General features: G+C 39.1%; 26 protein-coding genes. 9 read left to right on the forward strand and 17 right to left on the reverse strand.

From position 1 onward, the window contains the following. Positions 1 to 25 precede the first annotated feature (25 nt). The gene (locus tag HNP77_RS05610; RefSeq protein ID WP_184652193.1) at positions 26 to 1,054 is read left to right on the forward strand and encodes an aldo/keto reductase; all 1,029 of its coding nucleotides are present in this window, start codon (positions 26 to 28) and stop codon (positions 1,052 to 1,054) included. 268 nt (positions 1,055 to 1,322) lie between these two features. Here HNP77_RS05610 and ettA read toward each other — a convergent pair whose 3' ends face one another. Beyond that, entirely contained in the window at positions 1,323 to 3,086 is a 1,764-nt protein-coding gene (ettA, locus tag HNP77_RS05615) for an energy-dependent translational throttle protein EttA (protein ID WP_184652194.1), read from the reverse strand. A 182-nt stretch (positions 3,087 to 3,268) separates the two neighbouring features. Between ettA and HNP77_RS05620 the strand changes: the two genes are divergently transcribed. The 3 genes from HNP77_RS05620 to HNP77_RS05630 are packed head-to-tail and all read left to right on the forward strand — an operon-like array spanning position 3,269 to position 6,483. Beyond that, positions 3,269 to 5,116, forward strand: coding sequence for a M30 family metallopeptidase (locus tag HNP77_RS05620; protein WP_184652195.1), 1,848 nt, complete (start codon positions 3,269 to 3,271; stop codon positions 5,114 to 5,116). A 42-nt stretch (positions 5,117 to 5,158) separates the two neighbouring features. After that, positions 5,159 to 6,262: an aminopeptidase gene (locus tag HNP77_RS05625; RefSeq protein ID WP_184652196.1), complete on the forward strand. Its 1,104-nt coding sequence runs from the start codon at positions 5,159 to 5,161 to the stop codon at positions 6,260 to 6,262. Between the two features lie 23 nt (positions 6,263 to 6,285). Then, entirely contained in the window at positions 6,286 to 6,483 is a 198-nt protein-coding gene (locus HNP77_RS05630; protein WP_184652197.1) for a hypothetical protein, read from the forward strand. Here the strand turns inward: HNP77_RS05630 and HNP77_RS05635 are convergent, their stop codons facing one another. Beyond that, positions 6,484 to 6,879: a hypothetical protein gene (locus tag HNP77_RS05635; protein ID WP_184652198.1), complete on the reverse strand. Its 396-nt coding sequence runs from the start codon at positions 6,877 to 6,879 to the stop codon at positions 6,484 to 6,486. 84 nt (positions 6,880 to 6,963) lie between these two features. On the opposite strand from HNP77_RS05635, the gene HNP77_RS05640 reads away from it, so the two are divergent. The 3 genes from HNP77_RS05640 to HNP77_RS05650 all read left to right on the forward strand — a co-directional run bounded on the left by HNP77_RS05640 (position 6,964) and on the right by HNP77_RS05650 (position 8,693). Then, positions 6,964 to 7,440, forward strand: a complete 477-nt coding sequence (locus tag HNP77_RS05640; RefSeq protein ID WP_184652199.1) for a YkgJ family cysteine cluster protein — start codon at positions 6,964 to 6,966, stop codon at positions 7,438 to 7,440. Between the two features lie 77 nt (positions 7,441 to 7,517). Then, entirely contained in the window at positions 7,518 to 8,291 is a 774-nt protein-coding gene (locus tag HNP77_RS05645) for a NifB/NifX family molybdenum-iron cluster-binding protein (RefSeq protein WP_184652200.1), read from the forward strand. A 15-nt stretch (positions 8,292 to 8,306) separates the two neighbouring features. Beyond that, positions 8,307 to 8,693, forward strand: coding sequence for a C-GCAxxG-C-C family protein (locus HNP77_RS05650; protein WP_184652201.1), 387 nt, complete (start codon positions 8,307 to 8,309; stop codon positions 8,691 to 8,693). Positions 8,694 to 8,768: 75 nt separating this feature from the next. Here the strand turns inward: HNP77_RS05650 and HNP77_RS05655 are convergent, their stop codons facing one another. After that, the gene (locus tag HNP77_RS05655) at positions 8,769 to 9,887 is read right to left on the reverse strand and encodes a cation diffusion facilitator family transporter (protein WP_184652202.1); all 1,119 of its coding nucleotides are present in this window, start codon (positions 9,885 to 9,887) and stop codon (positions 8,769 to 8,771) included. Between the two features lie 260 nt (positions 9,888 to 10,147). On the opposite strand from HNP77_RS05655, the gene HNP77_RS05660 reads away from it, so the two are divergent. Next, positions 10,148 to 11,143 carry a 2-hydroxyacid dehydrogenase gene (locus HNP77_RS05660; protein WP_184652203.1) on the forward strand — a complete coding sequence of 332 codons (996 nt, stop codon included), beginning with the start codon at positions 10,148 to 10,150 and terminating at the stop codon, positions 11,141 to 11,143. A gap of 328 nt (positions 11,144 to 11,471) precedes the next feature. On the opposite strand, the gene HNP77_RS05665 is transcribed toward HNP77_RS05660, so the two are convergent. The 14 genes from HNP77_RS05665 to HNP77_RS05730 all read right to left on the reverse strand — a co-directional run bounded on the left by HNP77_RS05665 (position 11,472) and on the right by HNP77_RS05730 (position 24,993). Beyond that, positions 11,472 to 13,562, reverse strand: a complete 2,091-nt coding sequence (locus tag HNP77_RS05665) for a methyl-accepting chemotaxis protein (RefSeq protein ID WP_343042528.1) — start codon at positions 13,560 to 13,562, stop codon at positions 11,472 to 11,474. Between the two features lie 316 nt (positions 13,563 to 13,878). After that, positions 13,879 to 14,277, reverse strand: coding sequence for a hypothetical protein (locus tag HNP77_RS05670; RefSeq protein ID WP_184652205.1), 399 nt, complete (start codon positions 14,275 to 14,277; stop codon positions 13,879 to 13,881). Further along, the gene (locus HNP77_RS05675; protein ID WP_184652206.1) at positions 14,274 to 14,864 is read right to left on the reverse strand and encodes a hypothetical protein; all 591 of its coding nucleotides are present in this window, start codon (positions 14,862 to 14,864) and stop codon (positions 14,274 to 14,276) included. The genes HNP77_RS05670 and HNP77_RS05675 overlap by 4 nt, the downstream gene beginning before the upstream one ends. A gap of 191 nt (positions 14,865 to 15,055) precedes the next feature. After that, positions 15,056 to 15,343 (reverse strand): helix-turn-helix domain-containing protein, encoded by a 288-nt coding sequence (locus HNP77_RS05680; protein ID WP_184652207.1) that lies wholly within the window; start codon positions 15,341 to 15,343, stop codon positions 15,056 to 15,058. Next, positions 15,333 to 15,692 (reverse strand): type II toxin-antitoxin system RelE/ParE family toxin, encoded by a 360-nt coding sequence (locus tag HNP77_RS05685; protein ID WP_184652208.1) that lies wholly within the window; start codon positions 15,690 to 15,692, stop codon positions 15,333 to 15,335. The genes HNP77_RS05680 and HNP77_RS05685 overlap by 11 nt, the downstream gene beginning before the upstream one ends. Before the next feature lie 413 nt (positions 15,693 to 16,105). Then, on the reverse strand, positions 16,106 to 16,708 hold the full coding sequence (locus HNP77_RS05690; protein WP_184652209.1) for a hypothetical protein: 603 nt from the start codon (positions 16,706 to 16,708) through the stop codon (positions 16,106 to 16,108). A gap of 248 nt (positions 16,709 to 16,956) precedes the next feature. Beyond that, complete coding sequence (gene pheS, locus HNP77_RS05695) at positions 16,957 to 18,513, reverse strand: phenylalanine--tRNA ligase subunit alpha (protein WP_184652829.1); 1,557 nt, start codon at positions 18,511 to 18,513, stop codon at positions 16,957 to 16,959. A gap of 81 nt (positions 18,514 to 18,594) precedes the next feature. Next, on the reverse strand, positions 18,595 to 19,008 hold the full coding sequence (locus HNP77_RS05700) for a hypothetical protein (RefSeq protein ID WP_184652210.1): 414 nt from the start codon (positions 19,006 to 19,008) through the stop codon (positions 18,595 to 18,597). A 15-nt stretch (positions 19,009 to 19,023) separates the two neighbouring features. Continuing rightward, complete coding sequence (locus HNP77_RS05705) at positions 19,024 to 19,794, reverse strand: hypothetical protein (RefSeq protein WP_184652211.1); 771 nt, start codon at positions 19,792 to 19,794, stop codon at positions 19,024 to 19,026. Beyond that, positions 19,770 to 20,432: a rhomboid family intramembrane serine protease gene (locus tag HNP77_RS05710; RefSeq protein WP_184652212.1), complete on the reverse strand. Its 663-nt coding sequence runs from the start codon at positions 20,430 to 20,432 to the stop codon at positions 19,770 to 19,772. The genes HNP77_RS05705 and HNP77_RS05710 overlap by 25 nt, the downstream gene beginning before the upstream one ends. Before the next feature lie 4 nt (positions 20,433 to 20,436). After that, a complete protein-coding gene (dgcA, locus tag HNP77_RS05715) occupies positions 20,437 to 21,579 on the reverse strand; it encodes a diguanylate cyclase DgcA (protein ID WP_184652213.1) in 1,143 nt (380 codons plus the stop codon). Further along, positions 21,579 to 23,156, reverse strand: coding sequence for a DUF5312 family protein (locus tag HNP77_RS05720; RefSeq protein WP_184652214.1), 1,578 nt, complete (start codon positions 23,154 to 23,156; stop codon positions 21,579 to 21,581). Before HNP77_RS05720 ends, dgcA begins: the two co-directional genes overlap by 1 nt. Positions 23,157 to 23,193: 37 nt before the next feature. Beyond that, entirely contained in the window at positions 23,194 to 24,207 is a 1,014-nt protein-coding gene (gene dusB / locus HNP77_RS05725) for a tRNA dihydrouridine synthase DusB (RefSeq protein ID WP_184652215.1), read from the reverse strand. Between the two features lie 3 nt (positions 24,208 to 24,210). Continuing rightward, positions 24,211 to 24,993, reverse strand: a complete 783-nt coding sequence (locus tag HNP77_RS05730) for a TatD family hydrolase (protein ID WP_184652216.1) — start codon at positions 24,991 to 24,993, stop codon at positions 24,211 to 24,213. Between the two features lie 208 nt (positions 24,994 to 25,201). Between HNP77_RS05730 and HNP77_RS05735 the strand changes: the two genes are divergently transcribed. Further along, entirely contained in the window at positions 25,202 to 26,212 is a 1,011-nt protein-coding gene (locus tag HNP77_RS05735; protein ID WP_184652217.1) for a M23 family metallopeptidase, read from the forward strand. The last annotated feature ends 4 nt before the right edge of the window (positions 26,213 to 26,216 follow it).

Consider the following 26,216-nt stretch of genomic DNA (forward strand, 5'->3'; position numbering starts at 1 on the left):
AACTAATACCAGACCGGAGATAATAATGAAAAACGTAATCCTTGGTTCCACAGGAATCTCTACCCTAAAAAATGCATTGGGCTGTCTTCCCCTTCAAAGAGATTCTACAGAAGATGCTGTTAAACTTATCCGCCGTGCCTATGAAGCAGGATGGACTTTTTTTGACACTGCGCGTTTTTATACCGACAGCGAAGAAAAACTCGGACTTGCATTTGAAGGCATCCGTGAAAAAGTTTTTATTGCAACAAAAACAATGTGTAAGACTCCGGAAGAATTCTGGAACCAGCTGAACACATCCCTTACAAACCTTAAAACAGATTACGTCGATCTTTATCAGTTTCATAACCCGGCCTTCTGTCCTAAACCAGGTGACGGTAGCGGACTATACGAAGCAATGCTGGAAGCAAAAGCCCAGGGAAAAATCCGCCACATCGGAATCACAAACCACAGGCTTAATGTTGCACAGGAAGCTATAGAAAGCGGTCTATACGAAACCCTTCAATTTCCCTTCTGCTACCTGTCTACAGAAAAAGAACTCAATCTCGTAAAACAATGCAGAGAAAAAAACATGGGCTTCATTGCAATGAAAGCTCTCTCCGGGGGATTAATTACAAACGCTGCCGCTGCATATGCATACATAAATCAGTTTGACAACGTGCTCCCTATCTGGGGAATTCAACGAATGTCTGAACTTGAAGAATTTATTTCTTTCCAGAAAAAAGAACCGGAATATTCCGGAGAAATTAAGCAGCTTGTAGAAAAAGACAGACAGGAATTATGCGGAAGTTTCTGCCGTGGCTGCGGTTACTGCATGCCTTGTCCTCAAAAAATAGAAATAAACAACTGCGCCCGCATGTCATTAATGTTAAGGCGAGCCCCAAGTGCTTCCTGGTTAAATGAAGAATGGCAGAAAAAAATGTCCCTCATTACAACCTGCATACACTGCAACAAATGCTCTTCTCACTGCCCGTACGGTCTGGATACACCTAAACTGCTTCAGGAAAACTACATCGACTATCAGGAAGTTCTTGCCGGAAGAAGAAGCGTCTCTTAATGCGGGCGTCCCCTGCCTGCCGGCAGGTCGGCTGTTCCGCCCTTCGCTCACCGCTCATCCCTGAGAGGGGATGACCAATAAGTTCAAAAAGTGTCATTTTCGGGCTTAACCCGAAAATCCCCCTGCATGAGATTGCCGCATCAAGTGCGGCAATGACAGGATGTCGAGCACGGCAATGACAGGGTATCAAGCACGGCAATGACTCATACTTTTTGGACAGCCCCTCTCAGGGACTGCTGCGCAGGGGCTCCATAGCCTGACGCAGAATTTATCTTGTAAGCTTACGGTAAACTGTCTTATGAGGATGATCATCATCAATGCCAAGTTCCTTCTTGCGCCACTCGGCATATTCACTCCAGTTACCTTCAAACCATTTAACTTCTGAATTATTTTCAAAGGCAAGAATATGTGTACAGATACGGTCAAGGAAGTAGCGGTCATGGCTTACAACAAGAACGACACCTGCAAATGAATTAATTGCTTCTTCAAGAGAACGGGTTGTTGCAATATCAAGATCGTTTGTAGGTTCATCAAGGAGAAGAACGTTTCCAGCTTCCTTAAACATAAGACCCATGTTGAGGCGGTTGCGTTCACCACCAGAAAGTACGCTTATCTTTTTATTCTGCTCTGCACTTGAGAAGTTAAACCATGAACAGTAAGCATGTGCGTTTATTTCGCGGACACCTCCGTTAAGCGGACGACCCTTTTCATCAACAGCACCAAGCTTTATTAAATCAGAACCGCCGCTTAAAGTTTCATAAATCGTCTTGTTCATATCAAGCTTGGAACGCATCTGATCAACATAAACCAGCTTTACTGTTTCTCCGATTTTAATATTTCCGGAATCAGGTTTTTCTTCACCAAGAGTTCCGTCAGGAAGTTCAACCTTCTGACCGGCAGCAGTTGCAATCATTTTAAACAGAGTTGTCTTACCTGCACCGTTCGGTCCGACAATACCCACAACAGCACCAGCCGGAATATGGAAATCAAGGTCTTCAAAAAGCACTCTGTCATCAAAAGACTTTGTAATTTTTTCTGCATCAATAACTACATTACCGAGACGAGGTCCTGCAGGAATTGAAATCTGCGTATCCTTAAGCTGAATGCGTTTTGATTCTTCAGCAAGAAGCTGTTCGTATTTAGTGATATGTTCCTTATGTTTAGCCTGACGTCCCTTAGCACCTGCATGAATCCATTCCAATTCTTCCTGCATTTCGCGGCGGCGGGTTGAAGCCTGCTTTTCTTCAAGAGCCATTCTCTTTTCTTTAGCTTCAAGCCATTCAGAATAATTACCCTTAAACGGATAACCTTCACCACGGTCCATTTCAAGAATCCAGCCTGCAACATTATCAAGGAAGTAGCGGTCGTGAGTAATAGCAATAATTGTTCCAGGATAATTCTGAAGATGACGCTCAAGCCAAGCAACAGTTTCTGCATCAAGGTGGTTTGTAGGTTCATCAAGAAGAAGAATATCCGGCTGCTGAAGAAGAAGGCGGCACAGTGCAACACGGCGGCGTTCACCTCCGGAAAGCACGTCTACAACCTGATCTGCCGGCGGACAGCGTAAAGCATCCATTGCAAGTTCAAGATTAGCATCAAGATTCCATGCATCTGCTGCATCAAGTTTTTCCTGAAGTTCAGCCTGACGGGCACACAATTTATCAAAGTCAGCATCTGGATCACCAAAAGCTTCATTTACTTTATCAAATTCTTCAAGAAGGTCTGTTATAGGTTTTACGCCTTCCTTAACGATTTCCATTACAGTCTTGCCAGGTTCAAGATAAGGTTCCTGCTCCAGATAACCCATTGAATATCCCTTTTCAAGATGGGTTTCTCCTGTATATTCAGTATCAATTCCCGCAAAGATTTTAAAGAGAGAAGATTTACCGGCACCGTTTTCACCAATGACACCGATTTTTGCACCATAATAATATGAAATGCTTATGTCCTTTAAAACAACTTTTGTTCCATACGCGCGGGAAACGCGATCCATCGTGTAAATAATTTTCTTATCGTCTACTGTTTTAGCCATATTCCTATTTTAGAGGAGAAAGTCAGTTTAGTAAATAAAGAAAGCCGTAACATAAATCAAAGTACCATGTTCTAAAATCAGGGGGAAGATTTTCTCAAAATTGCATAATCTGTAAAAATATTATGCTCCGGAGAAAATTTTGCGATATAATTTAATAGAAAATATTTTTTACGGAGTTAGACATGAAAATATTTAATCTTTATTCAAAAGGAATCCTTCTTGCAGCAGGCCTGTTTACCTTTTCGGGCTGTGGTTTTCTTGATTTTACTGAAAACGAAACTACTGAATACTATGCCAGTGACGAAGATACAGATTTTGTAAAAACTTTAGGTTCAGCAAATACAATTACCCTTGAAAACGTTAAGGGAAAAACCATTCTTTACGTAAACTATAATGAAAGTTCTTCATCAACTGTAAGCTCCAATAACCTGCGCTATCTGTCTTCTTCCACAGGATTAAACACTTCTACCTCCGGAATAACAGCAAGAACAGCTGATGCAGAAGAAGTTACATATGAAGATACAGAACTTAAAGAACCTGCAATAAAACACTTCATTCCAAAATCAGATATGGGAAAAGTCACAGCCTCCGGTGATCGTTCTGCTGTTATAACTGAACCAAGATTTTCAACTGTAAGCGCCAGTGATTTTACTGTAGGTGAAACAAAATCAATATTTGTTGATACAAACTCTTCAATATCCAGCTTTGCAAAAAAAACCGCCACGCTTTACGCAAAAAACTCTTTCTGCCTTGTATGGGTAGTCTCCGGATATACAACAACAAACTCTGCCAGCGGTAAATATGTAAACACCGCAGTCGCTGAATACATAGCAGAAAAATTTGCCAGCCTTTATAACCATGAACGCGCAGTATTTGGTGAAGAAGGCGAACTCCTTATTCACGAAACTTCTTCAGGCTCAGGCTATATATCTGAAACCGAAATGAAAGATGGAGACAGTCCTACAGGTTCCCTTGTAAATATCGTAATTTACGATATCGGTAATGACTACAAAGATGACAACACCAGCGGTGTAGTCGGATATTTTTATTCAAAAGATTACTGGGTTCCTGCATCAAACAGCACGACAATGGCTCAATATTCTAATGAAGGAAAATACTTCTATCTGGACTCATCATTCTGCAACTACGTAAGTTCTTCAAGCTCTGTTGACCTTAACTCCGTCAAATATGCTGGAGTTAAAGATTCAGAAGGTAACTCCATTGCCAGCGATACAGCCCTTACTACCCTCTTCCATGAATTCCAGCACATGATCAATTATAATCAGAAAGATTACGGCTCTGTAGAAACCTGGTATAACGAAATGCTTTCCATGCTTGCCGAAGATATGTTTGCCACAGGGCTTGGAGTAAGTGAAGATGATGCTCCGTGGGGTGCACGCTTTCCTGCATTCAATTCCTACTATTTTACTTCGGGAATTGATGAATACCGCACTGACGATCTTACAGTATATTCCTATTCAACAGCATATGCTTTTGGAGCCTGGCTTGCCCGTGAATTTGGCGGACCGGAACTTGTAAGCTTAATCAGCCAGAATGAATATACCGGTATGGATTCCATAAGAAATGCAATCTATGAACTTACAGGAGAAAATCTTTCTGCAAACCAGCTTCGCAGAAGATTCATTCAGGCCTGTGCCTTCAGAAATGATTTTGCCGCTGCCAATGACCTGCCAACCCTTAATAAGGATGCAGGCGGATCAATAACAGAAGATACCTTCACCAGCGTAATGAATGCCCTTGATATTTATTCCTCTGACTATGTACTTTCTGACACCGGAGTTTCATCACAACTGGGTCCTGCAATCTATAAAAACAAATCTTATCCAGGCTCAGTACGCGTCAACGGTACTACTTATAATCTGTCAGCATTAAGGCCTCACGGCTTCCAGATTCACTATGCAGGGGTTGCCTCCAGTGATACTGTCACCCTTAATTTTACAAGCCGTAAAAATTCCAGTGAAGATGTAATAATCCTTATTCAGGATGAATTTGACAATACAGTCAACTAAAGTATATGGTATTTCTAAAAATATAATTTTAAGGAAGCCATTATGAGTATATTTTCACCAAAAGAAAAAACACCGGCTCAGACAGTTGTAGAAGATGTTTGTAAAATAAAAAAAGGAGAAACAGTTTTAATTATCGCAAATCCTGAAACTAATTTAATTGCTCAGGATTTATATACTGCTGCCTGCGAAAGCGGTGCAAAGCCGACTCTTATATTCCAGCAGAAAAAATCCTCAATGGATGCAGCAGAAGCAGCTGTTGTAGGTGCAATAAAATCAGAACCGGACGTATGTTTTTCTATCAGTGCCGTAAAACTTGGCAAAGACAAAGAAGCCCAGGCAAATCCGTATAAAACAGAAGACGGAAAATCTTACGACAGTACCTTTGATTATCTTATGGACGGAAAAAAGACCATGCGTGCCGTATGGACACCGGGACTTACTCAGGATATGTTCAACAGAACCGTACAGATTGATTACAAACTTCTGGCTGAGCGCTGCAAAAAAATCTGCGAAAAATACAAAAATGCAGTAAGCGTACATGTTACGGCTCCTGGAGGAACCGATGTCATCATTAATGTAGAAGGAAGACAGGGACTTACAGACGACGGTGATTTTTCAAAACCTGGTACCGGCGGAAACATTCCTGCAGGAGAAGTGTTTATAAGTCCAGTTGTCGGAAAAACCCACGGCCGTATTGTTTATGACGGAAGCATGACTTTCAGTGACGGAGATTCAATTCTCGAGACACCGATTGATGTAAGAATAGAAAACGGATACATCACAGATATTTCCGGCGGAGAAGAAGCTAAGCGTCTTTTAAAGGATATTACAGCTGCCGAAAAAGCTGCCATAGAAATGGAAAGCAAAGGAACTCTTCCAAAAGGACAGGGGGAATTCTATGCAAAAAATGCCCGTGGAATCGGAGAACTGGGTATAGGACTTAATCCTAATGCAACAATTACAGGCAACATGCTTGAAGACGAAAAAGCATTCCGTACCTGTCACTTTGCAATCGGAGAAAATTACGACGGTGACGGTAATGCACTCATTCATTTTGACGGAGTTGTCCGTAATCCTACAATCGTAATTTCATACAGCGATAAAACTGAATTTACCGTATTAAAAAACGGAGAACTTCAGATATAAATAAATTTCAGCAGGAGATGAAAATGAAAAAATTACTTCTTACAGGCAGCATACTTTTAATATTTGCAGGATGCTGTTCTTCAAAAAAAGACGCCGGTTTGCCGGCAGATCAGTCTCCTGCTGAAGCTTTACAGATACAGGACAGCACAGCCAGACCAGGCGAAGGCGGAGGTTCAGGGGCTGTTGACGGTATGACAGATGTTTTAGTTGAACAGAATTAACTATTCATCAAGCCAGCTTTTTAAAACGTTTGTTACAATATCCGGATTATCACGAAGCTTCTTTATATAATCCGGATCAAGATTAGTACGTCTGGCAGTTTCAAAATCACTAAGTTCTTTTACGGCAAAACCTTTTTTCTTTCCCCATTCATAAAAAAATTCAAGAACAGAGTTTTCCCGCTTTACCATTTTTTCATTATCCGGATTATATTCACCAAGAGCCGATATTTCTTCCGTAAGTCGTTTAACCTGCTGCGGCTTGAGTTTAAGTTTTTTATATATTGTACTGGCAACACTATGTCCTTCTGGAGATGCTCCGATTTCACACAGCAGGATTGCTGCTTTCTGAGGACCTGTAAGCCTTAAAGCGCCGTCACCGACTTTAGTAAATTCCATAATTTAATAATACCGCATCTGAAATAGAATGTCATGTAAAAGCATATTCAAAATTTTAAATTTAGTGATATCATCTATAAAATTATGGAAAACAAATTTTACGATAACGGACTTCATTTTGAATGCCAGCGCTGCTCTTACTGCTGCGGTCACTCACCAGGATTTGTGTATCTTTCAAAAAGAGACCTGCTTACTCTCTGCACTCACTTCAATCTGAACATAGATGTTTTTGTAAAAAAATACTGCCGCTGGGCCGGATACTATGAAGGCAAAACCGTCCTGGCTTTATTTGAAAAAAAGAATTACGACTGCATTCTCTGGAACAACGGCTGCTCAGCCTATGAAGCCCGTCCTGTACAATGCTCGGCTTATCCATTCTGGTCCTGGATGATTGCAGATAAAACCACCTGGAATGAATGTGCCGCAGACTGTCCCGGAATGAACAAAGGCAGACTCTGGTCCAAAGAACAGATAGAAAAAGCTTCAAAAGAAAGTGATGAAAATATTCCCATAACAAAAGAAGAAGTTGAACTGCTTATAAAACAGCAGCAGGATTCTTAACTTTTAATTATTGACAAATGTCAGAAATATCCGTAGATTATCATAAATGACATTTGTCAATAATAATGGAGGTCAGATTGCCGCGCCCCGTCAGATGCAGACAGATTAATTCCCTGCCAGAATTCTGGAGTTTTATTCCGGAAGAAGGTTGTACCGGAGAATGCATAAACATGACTCTGGATGAATTAGAAACAATCCGGCTTTTAGACTGTGCTTCACTTACACAGGAAGAATGTGCTGCCAGAATGAATGTAGCAAGAACAACTGTTACCGCATTATATGAATCAGCACGAAAAAAAGTTGCAGACTGTCTTCTAAACGGAAAGCGTCTTGTTATTTCAGGCGGTTCATGGCAATTGAGTAAAAAACCAAAAATACCTCAAAGCTTAAAAAAGAAAGGAGTACACATTATGAGAATTGCAGTTACTTTTGAAAACGATTCAGTCTTCCAGCATTTCGGTCATACTGAACAGTTTAAAATCTATGACGCAGAAGAAAACAAAATAATAAAGTCAGAAGTTGTTTCTACAAACGGACAGGGTCATGGAGCTCTTGCAGGTTTCTTAAAAACAGCAGGCGTTGATGTACTTATCTGCGGAGGAATCGGCGGAGGTGCACAGGCAGCACTTGCAGAAGCCGGAATAAAACTTTTTGGCGGTGTAAACGGAAACGCTGATGATGCAGTAAACGCTTTCTTAAACGGTAACCTTAAATATAATCCTGATGTCAAATGCTCTCACCACGGAGAAGGTCATGAACACAACTGCGGTTCTTCATCACATTCATGCGGCTCACACAATGCAGTTTCCACAAACGAACATAAAGGAATTCTCAATCCCTTATCAAAATAAAACCAGAGGTTAAATATGACTGCACAGGAAAGAGCAGACAAAGCTGCAATGTTAAAATCCAGCGGAATGTGTAACTGCTGTCAGGCTGTTGCATCAGTTTTTGCAGACACAGTTGACTTACCGCCAGAAACCCTCAGCCAGATTACAGCCGGCTTTGCCGTAGGCATGGGAACAATGGAAGCAACCTGCGGTGCATTAATCGGAGCATCAATAATTGCAGGACTCCGCTCAAAAGGAAACGGAACAGTAAGACTTTCAAAACAGATATTAAGCAGTTTTAAAAACAAATGCGGTGCAACAATCTGCAATGAACTCAAAGGGGTTAAAACCGGAAAAGTTTTATGTGAATGCAGCGAATGTGTAAGAAATGCTGTGCTCGCAGCAGAAGAAGTGCTGAATTAAAAATTCATGTCTTTATAAAGGAATCACACTGAACCTGTTCTGTATAAAAAAGTTTCAGTGTGATTTTTTTTTTACTTAATCACTGACATCAGTATCCATATTAATATCAACTTTATAATCAGGAAATTCTTTACGAACATCATCAACAACATGTTCAAACAGATGCTTCATATTTCTTGAATTAAAAGAGACGATAACATCAAAGCTGATTTTTTTATTTTCTTCATCAAGATAAAAACCGTGCATACCAAGAATATTACTGTGATTCATAACCACATGAGCAATCCTGCTGCGGATACTCATGGCGTGTTCATCATCAACATTAACTGAATATACACCGATTCCCGTAAGCACAACAGAATGCTTTTCTATTACAACTTCCTGAATTTTTCTCGTAACAACATCAATCTTAGACGCAGTCCAGGTAGATGGAACTTCTATATGAACTGACCCCAGCAATCTGTCCGGTCCATAATTATTCAATATAAGATCAAAAGCCCCCTGAATCTCAGGATCAACTTCAACAATCGTATGCTTAATTTCTTTTGCAAAAGAGCTGTCGATTCTTTCTCCCAATATTGAACTGACTCCTTCCCGAATCATTTCACAGCCGGACTTTATGATAAAGAAAGATATTCCTGCACCAAGGTATGCCTCAACAGAAAAATTAAACAGAATAAAGGCAGCAGCCCCTGCAATTGTAGAAACAGAGATAATTGAATCCATCAGGGCGTCTTCTCCAGAAGCAACCAGTGAATCAGAATTCACTTTTGTTCCGATTTTCTTAAATGCAAGTCCGAGAAAAATTTTTACTACAACAGAAACAGCAATAATTATAAGTACAACCTTATTGTATTCAGGAATTATCGGTTTAAAAATTTTTTTAATGGATTCACCTAAAGCTGTAATTCCTGCATAAAGAATGATTACAGAAATTATCATTGACGTAAGATATTCGATACGTCCATGACCAAAAGGATGCTTTTTATCTGCAGGACGATTTGCCAGTTTAGTTCCAATAATTGTAATTACTGAAGAAAGTGCATCGCTAAGATTATTTACAGAATCAAGAACTATGGCAATAGAATGTGACATTAACCCGGCCAGAGCTTTAAATGCTGACAGTGCAATATTAACAAGAACACCGGCAATACTTGTTCTTATAATAGTTTTTTCTCTAATATTTTCTTTCATAAAAACTCCAGTAGAACAATTATAATTCAAATATATAGGGAATCTCTAAAAATTGCAATTTTTAGAGATAACTCTGAAAGAGCGATGTTTTAAGTCGTGACATTACAACGACTTAAAACTCGTCGGCATTCTCTAGAAATACACATTAGTGGATTTCTAGAGATGCCCTATATAAACAAAACAGTGGCACTCTCAAAAAAAATATAGTATTTTTTATAGTAAGAAAGCATGACAAAAAACGTATGCTGCCAGGAGGAAAAATGAAAATTGCATTCTACGACACACATTCTTATGACAAAAAATCATTTGAAGAAACAAACAAAAACTTTAATTTTCAGATTGCATTCCATGAATTCAAACTGAATGAAAACACTGTTATTACAGCTCAAGGCTTTGATGCAGTCTGTGTATTTGTAAATGACGTAGTAAATGCACAGGTTATAAACAGCCTGAAAGAATACGGAGTAAAGCTGATTGCATTAAGATGCGCAGGTTTTAACAACGTAGATTTAAAAGCTGCTGCTTCTGCCGGAATAAAAGTTGTACGGGTTCCAGCCTACTCTCCTTATGCAGTAGCTGAACATGGCATCGCTCTCCTTATGGCTCTTACCCGTCATATTCCACAGGCATACCTCCGCACAAAAACTGCAAACTTCAACATTGAAGGATTAACAGGACGGGACCTTCACGGACTTACAGCTGGTGTTCTCGGTACAGGAAAAATCGGCCGCATCATGGCAGGTCTTTTAAAAGCTTTCGGAATGAAAATCATAGTTTATGATCCGTTCCCTAATGAAGAATGGGCTAAAGAAACCGGTGCAGAATATGTTTCTCTGGAAGAAATTTTCAGACAGAGTGATGTTCTCAGTCTTCACTGCCCGCTTACGGAAGAAACCAAACACATTGTAAATCATGACACAATGAAAATGATGAAAAAAGATGCAGTCATAATCAACACAGGACGCGGTGCTCTTATAGACTCAAAGGCTCTGGTTCATGCACTTAAACATCAGCACATCGGCGGAATTGCAATGGATGTTTACGAAGAAGAAAGCAAATATTTCTTCAGCGACTGGTCCACTGACATTATGACAGACGATGTTCTTGCAAGACTGCTTACATTCCCTAACGTAATAATAACAGGACATCAGGCATTTCTTACGACAAATGCCCTTAAAAACATAAGCGAAACAACACTGCAGAACATAAAGGATTTTGAACAGAACAAAGAACTTGTAAATCAGGTTCAGGCATAAAAAAGGGGGCTGTCCAAAAAGTTCAAAAAGTGTCATTTTCGTGCTGTCAACAACTTTTTATAAGTGTCATTTTCGGGCTCAAAAAGTGTCATTTTCGGGCGCGATCCGAAAATCTATTTAGTTACAATACAAGAGATTGCCGTGTCAAGCACGGCAATGACAGGGGAGTGTCATTTTCGGGCGCGACCCGAAAATCCCTCTGCATGAGATTGCCGCATCAAGTGCGGCAATGACAAACTGTCGAACACGGCAATGACAGGGTGACGAGTGTGGCAATGACTCATACTTTTTGGTCAGCCCCTTTGTTTTTAAGACTCAGAAATTATTATTAAACCTTAAACTGGTCAATTTCACTTCCGATTTCTGCAATAGTAGTTTCAAGTTGCTGTGCAATTCCCCTGAGAGCTTCGCCAGTTTCATTAATCTTCTTTGCTCCGACAGACATTTCTTTCATGCTGTCTTCCATAACTCCCGTTGCATCCTGAAGATTGCGGACTTCCTCAAGAATAGCTTTATTACCTTCTGCCATTTCCTGACCTGCAGTATGTACTTCAAGAGAACTATCATTCATGACATGAAGAACATCACTTATCTGCTGAGAACCTTCATTCTGCTCCTGCATTGCAGCTTTTATCTGACGTACAAGCTCATCTGTTTCTTTAATTTTATTAGAAACAGAATTAAATGCTTCACTTGACTGTTCAGAGGCTCCTACTACAGACATTATTGAATTCTGAATATTTGTAAGCTGCTCTCCAATAGTCTTTGACTGCTGTGTAGAAGTTTCAGAAAGTTTTCTGATTTCATCTGCAACGACAGCAAATCCCTTACCCGCTTCACCAGCATGTGCTGCTTCAATAGCTGCATTCATTGCAAGAAGATTTGTCTGTTCTGCAATGGCTGCAATTGCTATATTTGCTTCCTGAAGAGTTTCACTCAGAACTTTAATCTGTTCAATCTTTTCACTTACTTCAAGCTGAACCTGAAGACCATTCTGTGCATTTGTAGTAAGTTCATTAAACGAATCAGACATTCTTTCCATAGAAGAGTTTACTGAACGTATGTTGCCTATCATCTGTTCTACAGCAGCCGAAGCTTCAGAAACTCCGGAACTCTGCTTCTCTATCATATGTTCAAGAGACTCTATGTTAGATGCAATTTCATTTACGGCACCTGCAGTTTCATGAACACTGTGAGACTGATTGGTTATCTGATTATGTACTGATTCAATATTTGCTATAATCTCCGTTATTGAAGAAGACGTATCCTCGGTACTTGCCTGAAGATCTACACCGGCTGTACCCAATTTTTCTTTAGATAGTTTTATCTGTGCGATAATTTCCTGAAGCTTAACCATAAAGTTGTTAAAGCCTTTTACTACATCAGATATTTCATCATTTCCTTTATTTTCAATTCGCTTTGTAAGATCAGCATCACCAGAAGCAACATCATCAACTGCATTTTTTACACGCTTAAGCGGCTTAAGACTGATGGACATTGTTGCACCGACACAGACAAATGCTATTATCATCATAACAATTGCTATGGTTCCAATCAAAGTTGACATACGATCAATGCCGCTGTAAAAATCATCACGACCGCAGACACCAAGAACAGACCAGTTTGTTCCAGGAACAGGACGATATGCAGCAAGCATTTTCATACCGTTTGCAGGATTAACAAATTCTCCAATACCGGTATTTGCATTCATCAGATCTTTAAGTACGGGCTTAATGCCTTCATCAGCATCTTCATTTACATCCTGAAACTGAAGAACCTGTTCAAAAACATTGGAAGCAATCGTATGCCCGCTGGTTCTGTTTATAACCTGAATATGCGAATCTGATGTTCCAAAAGTAACCTGTTCTATTTTTTTAGAAAGAACTTCTCCAAGAACATTAACCGTTAAACATCCTACAGGTTTATGAGAATCATCAAAAACAGGAACTGCATATATCTGAAATAAAATATTTGTTACAGGATTTATTGCCGGATCAGCTGCATACCGCTCACCCCGGGCAGCAGCATCTATATAAGCTCTCTGCAACTGAATAGGCTGACCGGCAGCAGTATAACTATGTCCTTCCAGGTCATAAAAACCAATATTTTCGTATTCTGAAGGATCAATCTTTGCAATACGAGTAAGCTGCTGACATTTTTCAATAAGAGGTACACTTTCGTCTTTCAACACATCCATTTCAGCAAGTGCCGTAATCATACGAAACTGCTTTTCAGTCTCGCCTTTGATTTTTCCGGCAGCAGAATCTGTTACGGCATTCAAGAGCTCAGAAACCGTAGCTTCATTTGTTGACGTAGAAATATTTAATGAAACAGAAACCAGAATAATGTTAGAAACAATAAAGATGGTCAGAACAATAACAATTAATCTGAATTGAAGGCTTTGTAAAAATTTTTTCATGTACATCTTCTCCCTCTGTATGTAATTATAAATCAGAGAAAGGAGCATTTCAAAATTTTTTTTACTTTATATAAAAATTTCAGAACAACAACAGAAATTTTTTGTTATTGAGAATTATTTTCAATACCAGCCAACATGCCTATTCAGCAGAACCCCCTGCTTCAAGCTCTGCAGCAGGTGTTTCTACAGATTCTGGAGCTTTTACTGTTTTTTTCCTGGAATTCTTCATAGGAAAATAATTTGCAGATTTCATTCAGATGTCATGCACTGCAGTGCTAGACCGGAAGGAGATATTATTATAAATTAATAATACTCCCTAATAATATTCAAAAGAAAAATGTTCTCCATCTAAATAAACCTTAGACGGTATGCCCGAACTTAAATCTATCGTATTTCCATATTGTTCTCTGTATTCTAGAAATATAAGGCATTGATCTTTAACTATTGGTATATCATTTATACCACCATATGAACCGATAGGTTCCCCATTCTCAAAGATAATTATTCTTCCTGTCATTCGGTTGTTTCCCCAAAAATGCTGATTATATGCAACTGTATAATTTTGAATTTTACCCAAAATCATAAAATCATCTTCCAATGAAAAATACCCAGGTTCTTTCGTAAGAATTTTTCTTTGCAATGTAGTGTTACTATTTGACAAACAACTTATATTCATTATTAGAACGAAAATAAAAAATACTATTTTATTTTTCATTGCGATAACTCCTGTTCTCGATCTGCATACCATTCTCGATGTTCTCTATCAGAACCATCTGGTGCTGGTCTTCGGTTTCCATTATAATCATAGTTTGCTTTCCAATCTCCTTCCCACTCAGTTTCATTTCCATTATTGTCATGTATATATCCTTTGTATCTTCGCCATTCCAAAGCTGCAGCCGCACTTGTCTCTGGTGTCATTTCTTGACCACGTGTTAATCCACATATTCTTGCCTTTTCTGGAACCCAATCATCATAATTATTAACTTGCAACGGATCCGTTAAAAAAGCATCCTTATCATTTGCACCACCTGATTCAACCATTGCCTGTGCTTTTAACATTCGAGGAGAGACATAACCATCATCACCTTCTGATAAATTGTATTTTGAATTATAGTTATTACATGCATCGATAAATACTTGATCATTAGCAGCACGCCATTCTGTATCACCTGTTTCTGGATATCCTTCTATTTCTCCTATTAAATGGAGTATAGGTATATCATCATCCCTACCTGTTGGGTCGATATACTTAATCGGATTGTTTGCAGCGTAGTGATACAAATAGAAATTTGTCTGCTTCATGTCAGCAAACCGCAAGCCCTGCATACAAAAGGCTCTTTAAGAGCCAGCGGGTGCCAAGCTGCAATAGGCTTGAACGTATGTGATATGTGAAAGCGTGGGACTTAAGTCTCAGCTTAAGACCCTAGCCTTATAGGCTAAGAGCAAACCACCCGTTTGACAGGGTCGGTTGTGATTTTGTTATGACAATTTTTTTACAACATTGCAACTCTAAGCTGTTTTCCAAATACAGATGCAACTTTTTGAAGGGTAGATAATCGGATATCTTCGGAATGATTTTCCATTCGCGAAATAACGCTTTTCTTAGTTTCAAGTTTTTCTGCCAACTGTTCTTGTGTCATTCCGCTCTCTAGTCGCATTTCTTTTATAATCATACCGATTTTGAATTCTTCATAACCTGTATCAAAATTTTTTGCAAATTCTGAATCTTTTTCTTTACGCTGAGAAATATAATCATCTAAATCAAATGTTTTATTTGCCATTTTCTTTACTCCTTTTCAAAAAATCTTTCATTCTTGCTTCACAAACTTCTATTTCAGATTTCGGTGTTTTCTGAGTCTTCTTTTGGAAACCATTTGTAAGAATTACAATATTTCCATTGTGAAAGAATCCTAGCAGCCGATAAATATTTCCACCCAACTCAATTCTGACTTCGTAGAAATCGGTATCTGATAATTTCTTAAAGTATGTTTTTGGAACTTTTTCAATTTCCTGAACAGCCTTAAGAACCCATGCTATTTTCTGAGCTACTTTTACTGGTTGAGAATCTATAAACTCCACAACAGGACATTTTCCGTCGGAAGTTGTATAGAACGTTACTTTTCTGTACATAGGTTATGTTAGCATATATGCTAACTTCTTGTCAAATAAAAACAGTGTCGGTGATTGCTATTTCACGCGGCGTAAAGCCGCGTACAACAGCTACCTTGTTTTGCCCCAAGGTTTAATTTCATTTCAAAAAACAAGCTTGACTTGCTTTCTGAAATATTCTTCTTATTTTTTCATTTTCCAAGATTCAAAGACTTTATTCATAGGTAAATCAATAGAAACTTGTCTGCCTCATGTCAGCAAACCGCAAGCCCTGCATACAAAAGGCAAACGTTGTGATAGATTTGAGGCAGAAAACTTTCAGGGAAGGACACAGTTTGGTAAAAAAACTTACTTTTGACATAAAACCATCTGTTTAGCTAGACAAACAGAAATTTTTTGTTATTGAGAATTATTTTCAATACCAGCCAACATGCCTATTCAGCAGAACCCCCTGCCTCAAGCTCTGCAACAGGTGTTTCTACAGGCTCTGGAGCTTTTACTGTTTTTTTCCTGGAATCCTTCATAGGAAAATAATAAGAAAAACCAATATTCAGTTTAGGAATGTTAAAGAGTGTTCCAAAGAAGGTACCCAAAACATCACCAAGACCATCATCTGTATCGGCAATATAAACTGTCGGTGAAATTTCAAAACCAATATCTATTGCTGCTGTTCCTCTTCCGATATTCCAGTTGCCGACCATAACACCGGTTCTTGCAAACCACAAAATATCTGAACTGTCCTGAAGCGTTGACGGAAGCATAAGTCCGCCTCCGAGATACCAGTTCTTTACATCAAGCTGAATAAATGGATTTGTATACAGATGAGGAACATATCTGTAGTTTTCCATAAGACGTACACCAGCCTCAAAACCCACTCTGTTATCACTTTGAATCTTAAAGCTTACATCTTCATAGGTGTAGAAATTCATCAGACTGACATCAACTCCGGCTTCTGCACGAAATCCAAAATCATAGGCATATGAATTTACAGCTGCCAGTGAAACCAAAAATGCTAAAATAAAAAACTTCTTATTCATAACCGCCTCCTGTATTCATCTGTTTTAAACATATTGCATTTTCGGACAAAAATCTAAATTTTAAAATAAAAAAGCGGTTACCACAGATAATGCAGCAACCGCTCATACAGCCTAGAATTTAGCCTTTCTTAAACGAACACGTTCGATGTCCTCACAAACATACCGGAATCAAGCTTGCGAGTGCCGCAGCAAGCGCCGGTATGCCTGAGTGCAGGACACTCTTGAGTGTTAGGGCACTCAGGGTTATCCTAGAATTTAGCCTTTCTTAAACGTACACGTTCTATATCTTCACAGAACAACTCCCTCAGGTCATTCAATCCAAGGGCCATAAGTGCCATACGGTCAATACCGATACCCCATGCAAGAACAGGAACATCAATTCCCATAGCCTTTGTAACTTCAGGACGGAAAATACCAGAACCACCAAGTTCAAACCAGCCAAGTTTAGGATGCTTAATATGAACTTCAATAGAAGGTTCTGTAAACGGGAAGTATCCAGGAACATATTTTACTTCTTCAGCCCCTGCAATTTCCGTAGCAAACATCTTAAGCATACCAAGAAGATTGCGAAGATTTGCATCTTCACCAAGAATAATTCCCTCTGTCTGATAAAAGTCACTTAAGTGAGTTGCATCTACCTTATCATAGCGGAAACAGCGTGCAATACCAAAGTATTTACCTGGAATTTCTGCCTTATGAAGCTGATGTGCAGAAAGAACAGTACCCTGAGAACGCATAATCAGACGACGGGTAAACTCATGATCAAAGTTATAGTTCCATCCGCGGCTTCCTGTATTACCACCGTCTTTATGAACGGCAGCTACGTTGCTCAAATATGGTTCTTCAATTTCTTTAGCATGTGTCGGATATTTCAAGCGGTAAACATCATGAATATCACGGGCTGCATGGAACTGAGGCATAAAGAGGGCATCTCCGTTCCAGAATTCTGTTTCTACAAGCGGACCGTCAAATTCCTGAAATCCAAGAGAACAAAGCTTGTCTTTTACACTCTCAAGAAACTGAACATAAGGATTTGTACGTCCAGGAATAATACGTGCCGGCGGAATTGAAATATTATATCCGCGGAAAGTACCCTTTTTCCATTCACCGCTTGCAAGCATTGAAGGAGTAATTTCTCCGATTTCATTACCTGTAATTCCGGCAGACTTAAGGGCATCCACAACTTCCTTAAATGCCTGTGTAAGTTTATATGCTACAGTTTCACGTTCAATAGTTTTAAACGGAGTTTCCGAAATTCCGCGTTTCTTTGTAAGCCCTGACATAACCTCAAGTTCTTCTTTACTGAGGTTTGCAGCATCAAGCTGACCGTTTTCTGCTTTAGAAGCTTTTTCAATAAGAGCCTTTGCTACTGTAAAGCGGGCAGGAAGTTCTTTTCCGGTATATTCAGCTTTTTTTTCTGAATTCATAGAAAGAACACCGTCTTTACTTAAAGGACCAAATGCAGATCCAACATCTTTATTTTCTATATTAAGAGCTGCTGCAATTTCTGGAAGTGTTTTTGCACCATTAGCCTTAAGATAATCAACAATTCTCTCTTCTGCAAAACCTTCACTTAAAACTTTTCTACCAAAATCAGTAATTTCATAATAAGTTTTTGGAGTGCGGCTTACTTCTGAAAGCAGTTCCTTTCCAGAAAGCCAACTGAATGCCTGATTTGCATGACCTTCCTTATAACCAAGATCCTTCTGAAGTTTTGCCGATGTAAGTTCATCATTAAGTCCGTATTTCAAAAGAACCTTTGTTTCCAGCGGATGAAGGTTTTTAATCAAGTTTTTAACATCAATCATTTTTATTTATCCTTTAAAAAAATAAACGGTGGCTGAGTAATCTCCAAACCACCGTCACTCAGCATAACAGCTGAAAAATTACCTGGTAAATATTACATACGAACTGTATGTTGCCATTCTCATGCCGCTTTCATTCTTAAAGTACTTGGTTTTATCCTTTCCTTTATAAGAATAATGCTTGTATTTATTATCAGCAGCAAAATCTTCATAAACGGCCATGGCAGTATTCATTGCTTCACCCTGGTCATATCCGGCTGCAAGACAAGTGTAATACAGACGAACTTCACCAGTAAGCGGAGTATACTCAAGTTCAATCTTCAAAGACTTAGCCTTTGGATGCAAGTCTCCGTATTTATCCTCGATCTGAATTGTCTGTGTCGAAGTATCTGCATAACTGTCGGAACTTTCAATAAAACCGCTTGAGGCAGACTGAGCAAAAGCTGCAGCAACTACAATCAAACCTACTGAAATCAATGTAAGAATCTTTTTCATAAGAGCCTCCTTAACTTAATAGTAGTTGTATGAAACTATTCTATCAGTTTCCAGGAAAAAATCAAGGTCAACAACATATTGACCGCTACTTATATAAATACGCGGATCCCTGATAAGTAACACTTTTCCTGAAATTTCTTTTGGTTTATTTTTAATGTAAATTCTCCAGTAATCCCTTACGGCATTTTTTGCCGCTTCCGATACCGCATCCTGTATTCCCTTAAAGCCGTCCTGAACACTACCGGTCCCCTTTCCGTGAATATGGGGATGAACTATAGATGTCCAGGCTTTATAATTGCGCTTCTGACTTTCCGTACGGTTACAGTAAACCCAGCACACAAGCCGGTCTTCCTCAACTTTAGGGCTATTGAACGTAAGCTGATTAACATCTTTATTAAAAGGAACCAGCTGGTTGAATTCCCAGTATTCATCCACCCTGCGGGTTTTATCATAAGGTGTATATTCAAAAGACCAGCCGTCCAGCATTCCGGCAATCAAAAAAGGAGAAATTTCTTTAGTACGATCAATGGCAAAATCAAATTTCTGATGAAAAATCTTTTCTTTAAGGTTTTGTTCTTTTAATGCAGCACTTTCCGATTCTTTTTCCGCTTCCGCTTCTGTTTCTGTTTCTGCCGTTTCAGACTCTGATTCAGAAAAAACTCCGGGGAAAGGATCTAAATCTGCCCAAACCTGAATCCTTAACTGATCAATCTGGGACGGTGCCTGTGAAAATACTGAAAAAGCGGAAAAAACTAAAATTATTAACGGAAGTAAGCGTCTTTCCATATACGTATCGGGTGAACTCCCATTCTTACCAAAAGATAAAGCCACGCCAATATAAAGCCCACCAAATGTGTAAGATGAGCCACATTATCTCCAGCCCTGAAGTTAAACTGACTTAAAAATTCGATAACTGCATAACCAAGAACAAGAAGAGGTGCCGGGACAGGAATGATTCCCCAGATAAAAATCCTGTTTCTTGGAAAAATTACTGCATAGGCAAATAATACTGCATAAATGGCACCGCTGGCTCCCATAAGCCAGACATACTGTAATCCTGTATTTGCATAAACGATAATAGAAATTATTCCGTCTAAAGTTCCGCAAAAAATATAAAAAAGAAGGAATTCTCTGGAACCAATGGCTTTTTCTACCGCATAACCAAAACACAAAAGACCTATCATATTGAAAACAAGATGGGTTATGTTTGCATGAACAAACATGTAAGTAAACGGCTGCCAGTAAAAATTAAAAATACGCATTATGATATAATTCGCACTGAAAATATGGGTTATATCAAATGGAATTCCCTTTACAATAAAACGCAAACCCAAAGTACCTGCAAGATAAACAATGACATTTATTCCTATAAGATACAGCGTTACATTAGAAAAAGTATATTTAAATGGTTTTCTTAAAAACATAGCTTTAATTAAAAACTGATTCGTCAGCAAATGTTACACGGTTACGTCCGTTTCTTTTTGACACATAAAGTGCTTTATCTGCCTGATCTACAAAGGCTTTTGCCGAAGTTACCGGATTATAAGTCATAGAAAGTTCAGAAACTCCGCAAGAAATCGTTACTTTCATATGCTGATTTTCGTAGAAAAAATCATTTTCTTCTATTTTTGAACGAATTCGTTCTGCTATCTCAAGCGCCTCTTCTTTTTTTGACCCCGGAAGCATAACCGTAAACTCTTCACCGCCATATCGGGCAGCCATATCTGTAGGACCGATATTTTCGCTGATTATTCTTGCAACTTCCTGAAGAACATAATCTCCGCAGGCATGTCCGTAGTTATCGTTAAACTTCTTAAAAAAGTCGATATCAAACATAAGAACACTTAAATGTTCATTTCGAAGATAAGCTGCATCAATTTTATCTGTAAGAATATTGAAGAAATAATATTTAAGTTTAAGCCTGGTCATCATATCTGTAGAAGACTGTTCTACAAGAGATGCATTATTAACTGCTACAGAAGCAAGAGATGCTATATTAAATAATTCCTCTTTTTCGTAATCACTGTATGCTGCATCTTCATCACCAATTGCAAGCCGCTCTCCAAGAACAAGATACCCGTTTACACGATTTTTAAGAACAAGAGGAACAACTATTGAAGGATTAAGGGAAGACATCATTTTGAATTCTTCTGTCTTTTTTACAGCTGAATTCATTTCTTTTAATTCAAATGGAATCCTGAAAAAAGAGGTCTGCTCATAAAATTCAGAATCCATTGCAATTTCGTACTTTATTGAAGAATCTGGCTCTAATCCTGTAAAATTCGTATCCAGAGTAAGCTTTTCTGTTTCTATTCCTGGTTTTATAAAAAGACCTACACCATTTACACGCATCTGTGCCATAACAATGTAGAAAATCGATTCGATAAGTTTATCAAGTTCCAGAGTAGAACAAAGAGAACGGCTGATTTCAAGAAGCTGCTGTAAATCGTAAACCTGCTTTTCATACATAGGAATTGTCATCTCTTCATCAACAGAAACAACAGGCTGCGGCCTGATATAATGATGAGACGATTTCCTTGAAAAGTTGACACGTTTAGCTTTTCTACCCATTATTTTTTCTCAATGTTACCGATTATAACATAATTCTTCATTATTTCAAGGAACACTTTCCACAGCGGATACTGAACTTCCAGCTGTTCTGCCTTATCCCTGTTTCTTGAAGAAATCATAAGAACCTTAAGGTTTGTAATGGAATCAGAACTTACCTTTTTGGCCTCTATAACAATATCGGAGAGAATTTTGTTTAACTGAAAAAAATTATTTGTTTCATCCTGCAGAAGCTTTTTTACGGCACGATTTACTCCGTCTACCATATCTTTAAGCTTAACCCCAAAAGAACTGTCTTTATGACTGTCATGAATCAGCCCCGTAATAAGTGCTTCATCAAATTCACCGCCCCGGAGGAACTTCTTTTCGAATTCAGTAATACGCTCGTAACTATCATTACATGCAAAAACTACGGCAGAAAAATCTGTTTTATAAGCCGGATTATTAAACAAACCTTCAATAACTATGTCATTAAGAAGCGACTTTATACCGTCTTCATAAAACTGAAATACAAATGTCTTGAGCACCTGAAATGGAAGAACCAAGGTAAAGGAAGCCGGCGTACTCTGTTTAAGCTGTGTATTTACTTCATTATTGTAGCCGTGGGTCTGCATCATTGCTTTACCGCCAAACAACTCACTTACTTTTGCTATAATCTGTTCATCCTGAATCTCTACTTTCAGACGCTTTTCGTCTACATTAAACCGCTCTTCAAGGAAATCTGCATATTTCTTACGGTAATTGCCCTCATAAACCGCTTTCTGAGGTACATAATCCGGATCTCTTTTTGCAAGTTTAATCATTGCCAGAAGTGCATTCTTTGTAAGAACATGACGGAAAATTCCCTGAAGCTTACGGAGATTCTCTTCTATACCGTTGGAACGGCGTTCCGTATAACTTGTACGGTGATAAAGCTGATAAAGGGCACAAAGGGCATTGTAAACTGCAACGGAAATATCCATGTCCGCAACAACATAATACAGGTCCATAAGTGCAGTCTCTAAAAGATCAATGGCAATTTCCTGATATTCCGGCGTATATGCGCCTATACTCTGATAATTAGGATCAAAAAGGCGGAGGGTAGAAGTGTAATTATACTTACAGATATCATTCAGCTGTTTTACCTTATTCATTACAGCTTCAATTTTGGCAAAAGCAGGCGTATTCAGCTGACGGGCAACTTTTTCTACTTCCCTGTGCTCCCCTTCAAGATAACGGTTAAGGGATTTAGCTTCCCGGGCTTTTTCTTTACGAACCTCATACGACATATTCTGGATTATGGACTGAGCTTCTGAATCAAATCCCGTAAGAAGCAACTGTTCCTCAAAGCGGCGGTTTCTTCCGATATCTTCCGTACACATTGTTGAGGAAAGCAAATCATTTATAGGCTTAGTATTAATGCTTAACACACGAAGGGCTTCAGCAAAATTAGGCTGAACCATTCCGTCTTTATAAAATCCGGGAGCAATAATTTTAAGGTCATTCTCCAGTTTACGCTTCTCCTGGCGTTTTTTTACTTCAGGTGATGAGGCTTGAAATATTGACTGAAAAAATTCAATAACACTCTGAATGAATGACATAAAGTTATTCTAGTAAATAAAAAAAATTATGTCGACCTTAAGACAGGTAATCTGCAAAAATCTGTTTATATTCTGCAGCAGTCTGGGCTTCTACAATCTGACGGCGAAGTTTTGCCCCCCCCTGAATTCCTGAACTGTAGGCACAGAACTTTTTCCGCATCTGAAGGCAGGCTGATTTTTCTCCAAAATCTTCTATATTCAATTCAAGTTCCCTGAATCCTGCACGAATCCTTTCCTGTACGCTTTCCTGTACATATTCACCAGTTGTCAGGTAATCTACAGTACGCTTAAACAGAAACGGATCTCCCATTGCACCACGGGCAAACATTACTCCGTCAACACCAGTTTCTTCCAGCATCTGCCTTGCCGTTTCAGGAGTATTAGCATCACCGGAACCAAACACAGGTATCCTTCCGTTTACAAATTCAACCAGCTGTCTCTGAATATTCCAGTCAGAATGACCGGCATACCCCTGAGCTTTTGTCCTTGCATGAATCGTAATTGCATCAGCACCGGCACTTAAAGCAGCTTCCGCACACTCTTTCCATGTAATGTGGGAAGAATCCCAGCCGCTGCGGATTTTTATGGTAACAGGAACGTTTCCCCGTTCAGGATGTTCTGCCCCATATTCAGCACAGGAGTCTTTTACGGATTTTACTATTGAATAAAGCCTGTCAGGTTCTTTTGTAAGCATGCTGCCTGCTCCGGATTTAATAATCTTAGGAACTGGACAGCCGCCGTTTATATCTATTGTATCACAGTCAGTTTTTTCAAGGACGAGTTTTGTTCCCCGAAACATTACGTCGGCATTTCCACCGAAAATCTGTACGGAATACTTTTTTTCTGCAGGAGAACGGCGCATAAGGCTCTCTGTTTTATCTGAACCTCTGGTCAAAGCTTCCGCACTTACCATTTCTGTTGTACAGAAAGCCGCTCCGTATTCAACACAAAGGGTTCTGAAGGCCCTGTCGCTATAACCTGCTATAGGAGCCAGAAAAATATTACCTTCCAGCTCAACTCCGCCGATTTTTACCGGATGATATAAAGCCATTTATTATTCCGGAAGATTGAATACTTTGCAGCTGTTCTTCCAAAGCTGATCTGCAAGTTTCTCAAGATCTGTTTCAAGCATTTCTGCAAGGAATTTTGCTGTAGAAGGAAGCATTGCCGGCATTGTGCGTTTCTTTTCCCTGAATTCTGCAGGAATCATAAACGGACTTTCTGTTTCAAGAAGCATTCTGTCTGTAGGAACAGAAAGAACTGTTTCATGAAGATTGCGGGCATTTCTGTAAGTAAGGTTTCCGGCAAAAGAGAAATAAACGTTCAGCCCGGCATCAAGACATTTTTTTGCATAGGCACCGTCTTCACTATAGCAGTGGAATATTGCTCCCTTTTCAGGAATCCTGTCTTTGAGAATATCAAAAATATCCTGTCCTGCTTCACGATTATGAATGATAACAGGAAGATTATGTTTCTGTGCAAGTTCAAGCTGGGTAATAAAAAGCTCTATCTGACTGCGCTTATCACCATACTGCTTGCAATAATCAAGCCCGGTTTCTCCAATTGCAACAACGTTAGGAAGCTTAACGCTTTCTTCAATTGTCTTTATCCAGTCTGCACCAGGATTTGTAACTTCAGAAGGACCTACGCCTACTGCATGATAAATACCGGCTTTTGCCTTTAATACAGTATATTCCTTTTTGAAGTCATGAAGACTGTTGTTTATGCTGACGATTCTGGTAACTCCGGCACTTTTTGCCTGCTGAATTACGCGAAACTGTTCAATAGGACTATCATAGATTAGGCCTATGTGGGCATGAGTATCAAAAAACTGCATTGCTTATTCCTTAAAAAATTATAGAACTGCCTCAGTACCGTCTGCACAATCATTTACGATACCGAGCCTGATAAAGATCCGATTCAAGTTTTTACTACTTTATACCGATAAAATACCATACCCATGCCGCAAAGTCAACGAAAGACTTCATTTGACCTTATCAGCATGCTTGTGATATACTCATTCAGTTTTATAATGGAGTTAAATTTTGGCACGTTCTAGAAAATACAGGAAGAGTGATAGGAATTTTATCTCAAAAGTTATATATCATTCAGGTTCTATTTTAAAGAAAACAGGTCATTTTTTTGTTCGCGTGTTTAAAATTTTTGACCAGAAACTGACCCTTATGATTGTTCCTCATTCCCAGGGAAAAGTCTTTAACCTGCGTACAAACGTATTTGCACTGGTTTTAGGAATTCTTGTCGTAACAGGTATTGCAGCATCATTTATATATTTTAACAGAGTAAATCTCGAACTTTACGCAAAAAACAAAACAGAACACGAAGAGCATCTTGAAACACAGGCAAATCTTGATGAACTGAGAAGTGCAAGCAATGATAACGTACAGGTAATCAAACGCGTACAGAAGACTCTTTCCCAGTTCTCTCCGCTCAGCGCAAACCAGACTAATCAGATTTCCAGCGCAACTTCAAAAAACAGTGACCTTTCTTCACTTTTTGATACCCAGGACATTACATCCGGAACCCTTAAAGAAGTTTCTGACTTACGGCAGGCAACCTCTTATCTCGAAAGCACGATTCAGCCGCTTGAACAGATCGGTAAAATGCTTGAAAACCAGAATACCCTTTTTACAGACATTCCAAATATATGGCCTATCAAAAACGGTATCGGTCACATTTCCATGAAATTCGGACAGACAATTCATCCTATCAAGCAGCAGTGGTACATTCACAAAGGTCTCGATTTCAGTACATGGCGTTCCGGCGACCCGGTAGTTGCAACCGCTAACGGACAGATTGTTACTGTCGGATACGATGACAGTTTCGGTAACTATATCATCATCAAGCACAAACACGGAATTTATACAAGATATGCCCATCTTTCTACAATAAAAGTTTTCAAAGGTGACAGCGTAACACAGGGACAGGTTATCGGAACTATCGGAAACACCGGTATTGTAACAGGACCTCACCTTCATTACGAAGTTCACATCGGTTCTGACGTAGTTGATCCGGCAAAATACATCAACCTGAAGTAAAAAA

The organism is Treponema rectale (genome assembly GCF_014202035.1).
Classification (GTDB): Bacteria; Spirochaetota; Spirochaetia; order Treponematales; family Treponemataceae; genus Treponema_D; species Treponema_D rectale.

Excerpts from the sequence above, each read along its gene's own strand:
- HNP77_RS05700 (WP_184652210.1), bottom strand. The coding sequence starts at position 19,008 with ATGAAAAAGATTCTTACATTGATTTCAGTAGGTTTGATTGTAGTTGCT.
- HNP77_RS05655 (WP_184652202.1), bottom strand. The coding sequence starts at position 9,887 with ATGAAAGAAAATATTAGAGAAAAAACTATTATAAGAACAAGTATTGCC.
- HNP77_RS05625 (WP_184652196.1), top strand. The coding sequence starts at position 5,159 with ATGAGTATATTTTCACCAAAAGAAAAAACACCGGCTCAGACAGTTGTA.
- HNP77_RS05640 (WP_184652199.1), top strand. The coding sequence starts at position 6,964 with ATGGAAAACAAATTTTACGATAACGGACTTCATTTTGAATGCCAGCGC.
- HNP77_RS05630 (WP_184652197.1), top strand. The coding sequence starts at position 6,286 with ATGAAAAAATTACTTCTTACAGGCAGCATACTTTTAATATTTGCAGGA.
- HNP77_RS05620 (WP_184652195.1), top strand. The coding sequence starts at position 3,269 with ATGAAAATATTTAATCTTTATTCAAAAGGAATCCTTCTTGCAGCAGGC.
- HNP77_RS05665 (WP_343042528.1), bottom strand. The coding sequence starts at position 13,562 with ATGAAAAAATTTTTACAAAGCCTTCAATTCAGATTAATTGTTATTGTT.
- dgcA (WP_184652213.1), bottom strand. The coding sequence starts at position 21,579 with ATGGGTAGAAAAGCTAAACGTGTCAACTTTTCAAGGAAATCGTCTCAT.
- ettA (WP_184652194.1), bottom strand. The coding sequence starts at position 3,086 with ATGGCTAAAACAGTAGACGATAAGAAAATTATTTACACGATGGATCGC.
- HNP77_RS05660 (WP_184652203.1), top strand. The coding sequence starts at position 10,148 with ATGAAAATTGCATTCTACGACACACATTCTTATGACAAAAAATCATTT.
- HNP77_RS05675 (WP_184652206.1), bottom strand. The coding sequence starts at position 14,864 with ATGAAGCAGACAAATTTCTATTTGTATCACTACGCTGCAAACAATCCG.
- HNP77_RS05705 (WP_184652211.1), bottom strand. The coding sequence starts at position 19,794 with ATGGAAAGACGCTTACTTCCGTTAATAATTTTAGTTTTTTCCGCTTTT.
- HNP77_RS05685 (WP_184652208.1), bottom strand. The coding sequence starts at position 15,692 with ATGTACAGAAAAGTAACGTTCTATACAACTTCCGACGGAAAATGTCCT.
- HNP77_RS05680 (WP_184652207.1), bottom strand. The coding sequence starts at position 15,343 with ATGGCAAATAAAACATTTGATTTAGATGATTATATTTCTCAGCGTAAA.
- HNP77_RS05730 (WP_184652216.1), bottom strand. The coding sequence starts at position 24,993 with ATGCAGTTTTTTGATACTCATGCCCACATAGGCCTAATCTATGATAGT.
- HNP77_RS05635 (WP_184652198.1), bottom strand. The coding sequence starts at position 6,879 with ATGGAATTTACTAAAGTCGGTGACGGCGCTTTAAGGCTTACAGGTCCT.
- HNP77_RS05650 (WP_184652201.1), top strand. The coding sequence starts at position 8,307 with ATGACTGCACAGGAAAGAGCAGACAAAGCTGCAATGTTAAAATCCAGC.
- HNP77_RS05670 (WP_184652205.1), bottom strand. The coding sequence starts at position 14,277 with ATGAAAAATAAAATAGTATTTTTTATTTTCGTTCTAATAATGAATATA.
- HNP77_RS05690 (WP_184652209.1), bottom strand. The coding sequence starts at position 16,708 with ATGAATAAGAAGTTTTTTATTTTAGCATTTTTGGTTTCACTGGCAGCT.
- HNP77_RS05610 (WP_184652193.1), top strand. The coding sequence starts at position 26 with ATGAAAAACGTAATCCTTGGTTCCACAGGAATCTCTACCCTAAAAAAT.
- dusB (WP_184652215.1), bottom strand. The coding sequence starts at position 24,207 with ATGGCTTTATATCATCCGGTAAAAATCGGCGGAGTTGAGCTGGAAGGT.
- HNP77_RS05710 (WP_184652212.1), bottom strand. The coding sequence starts at position 20,432 with ATGTTTTTAAGAAAACCATTTAAATATACTTTTTCTAATGTAACGCTG.
- HNP77_RS05720 (WP_184652214.1), bottom strand. The coding sequence starts at position 23,156 with ATGTCATTCATTCAGAGTGTTATTGAATTTTTTCAGTCAATATTTCAA.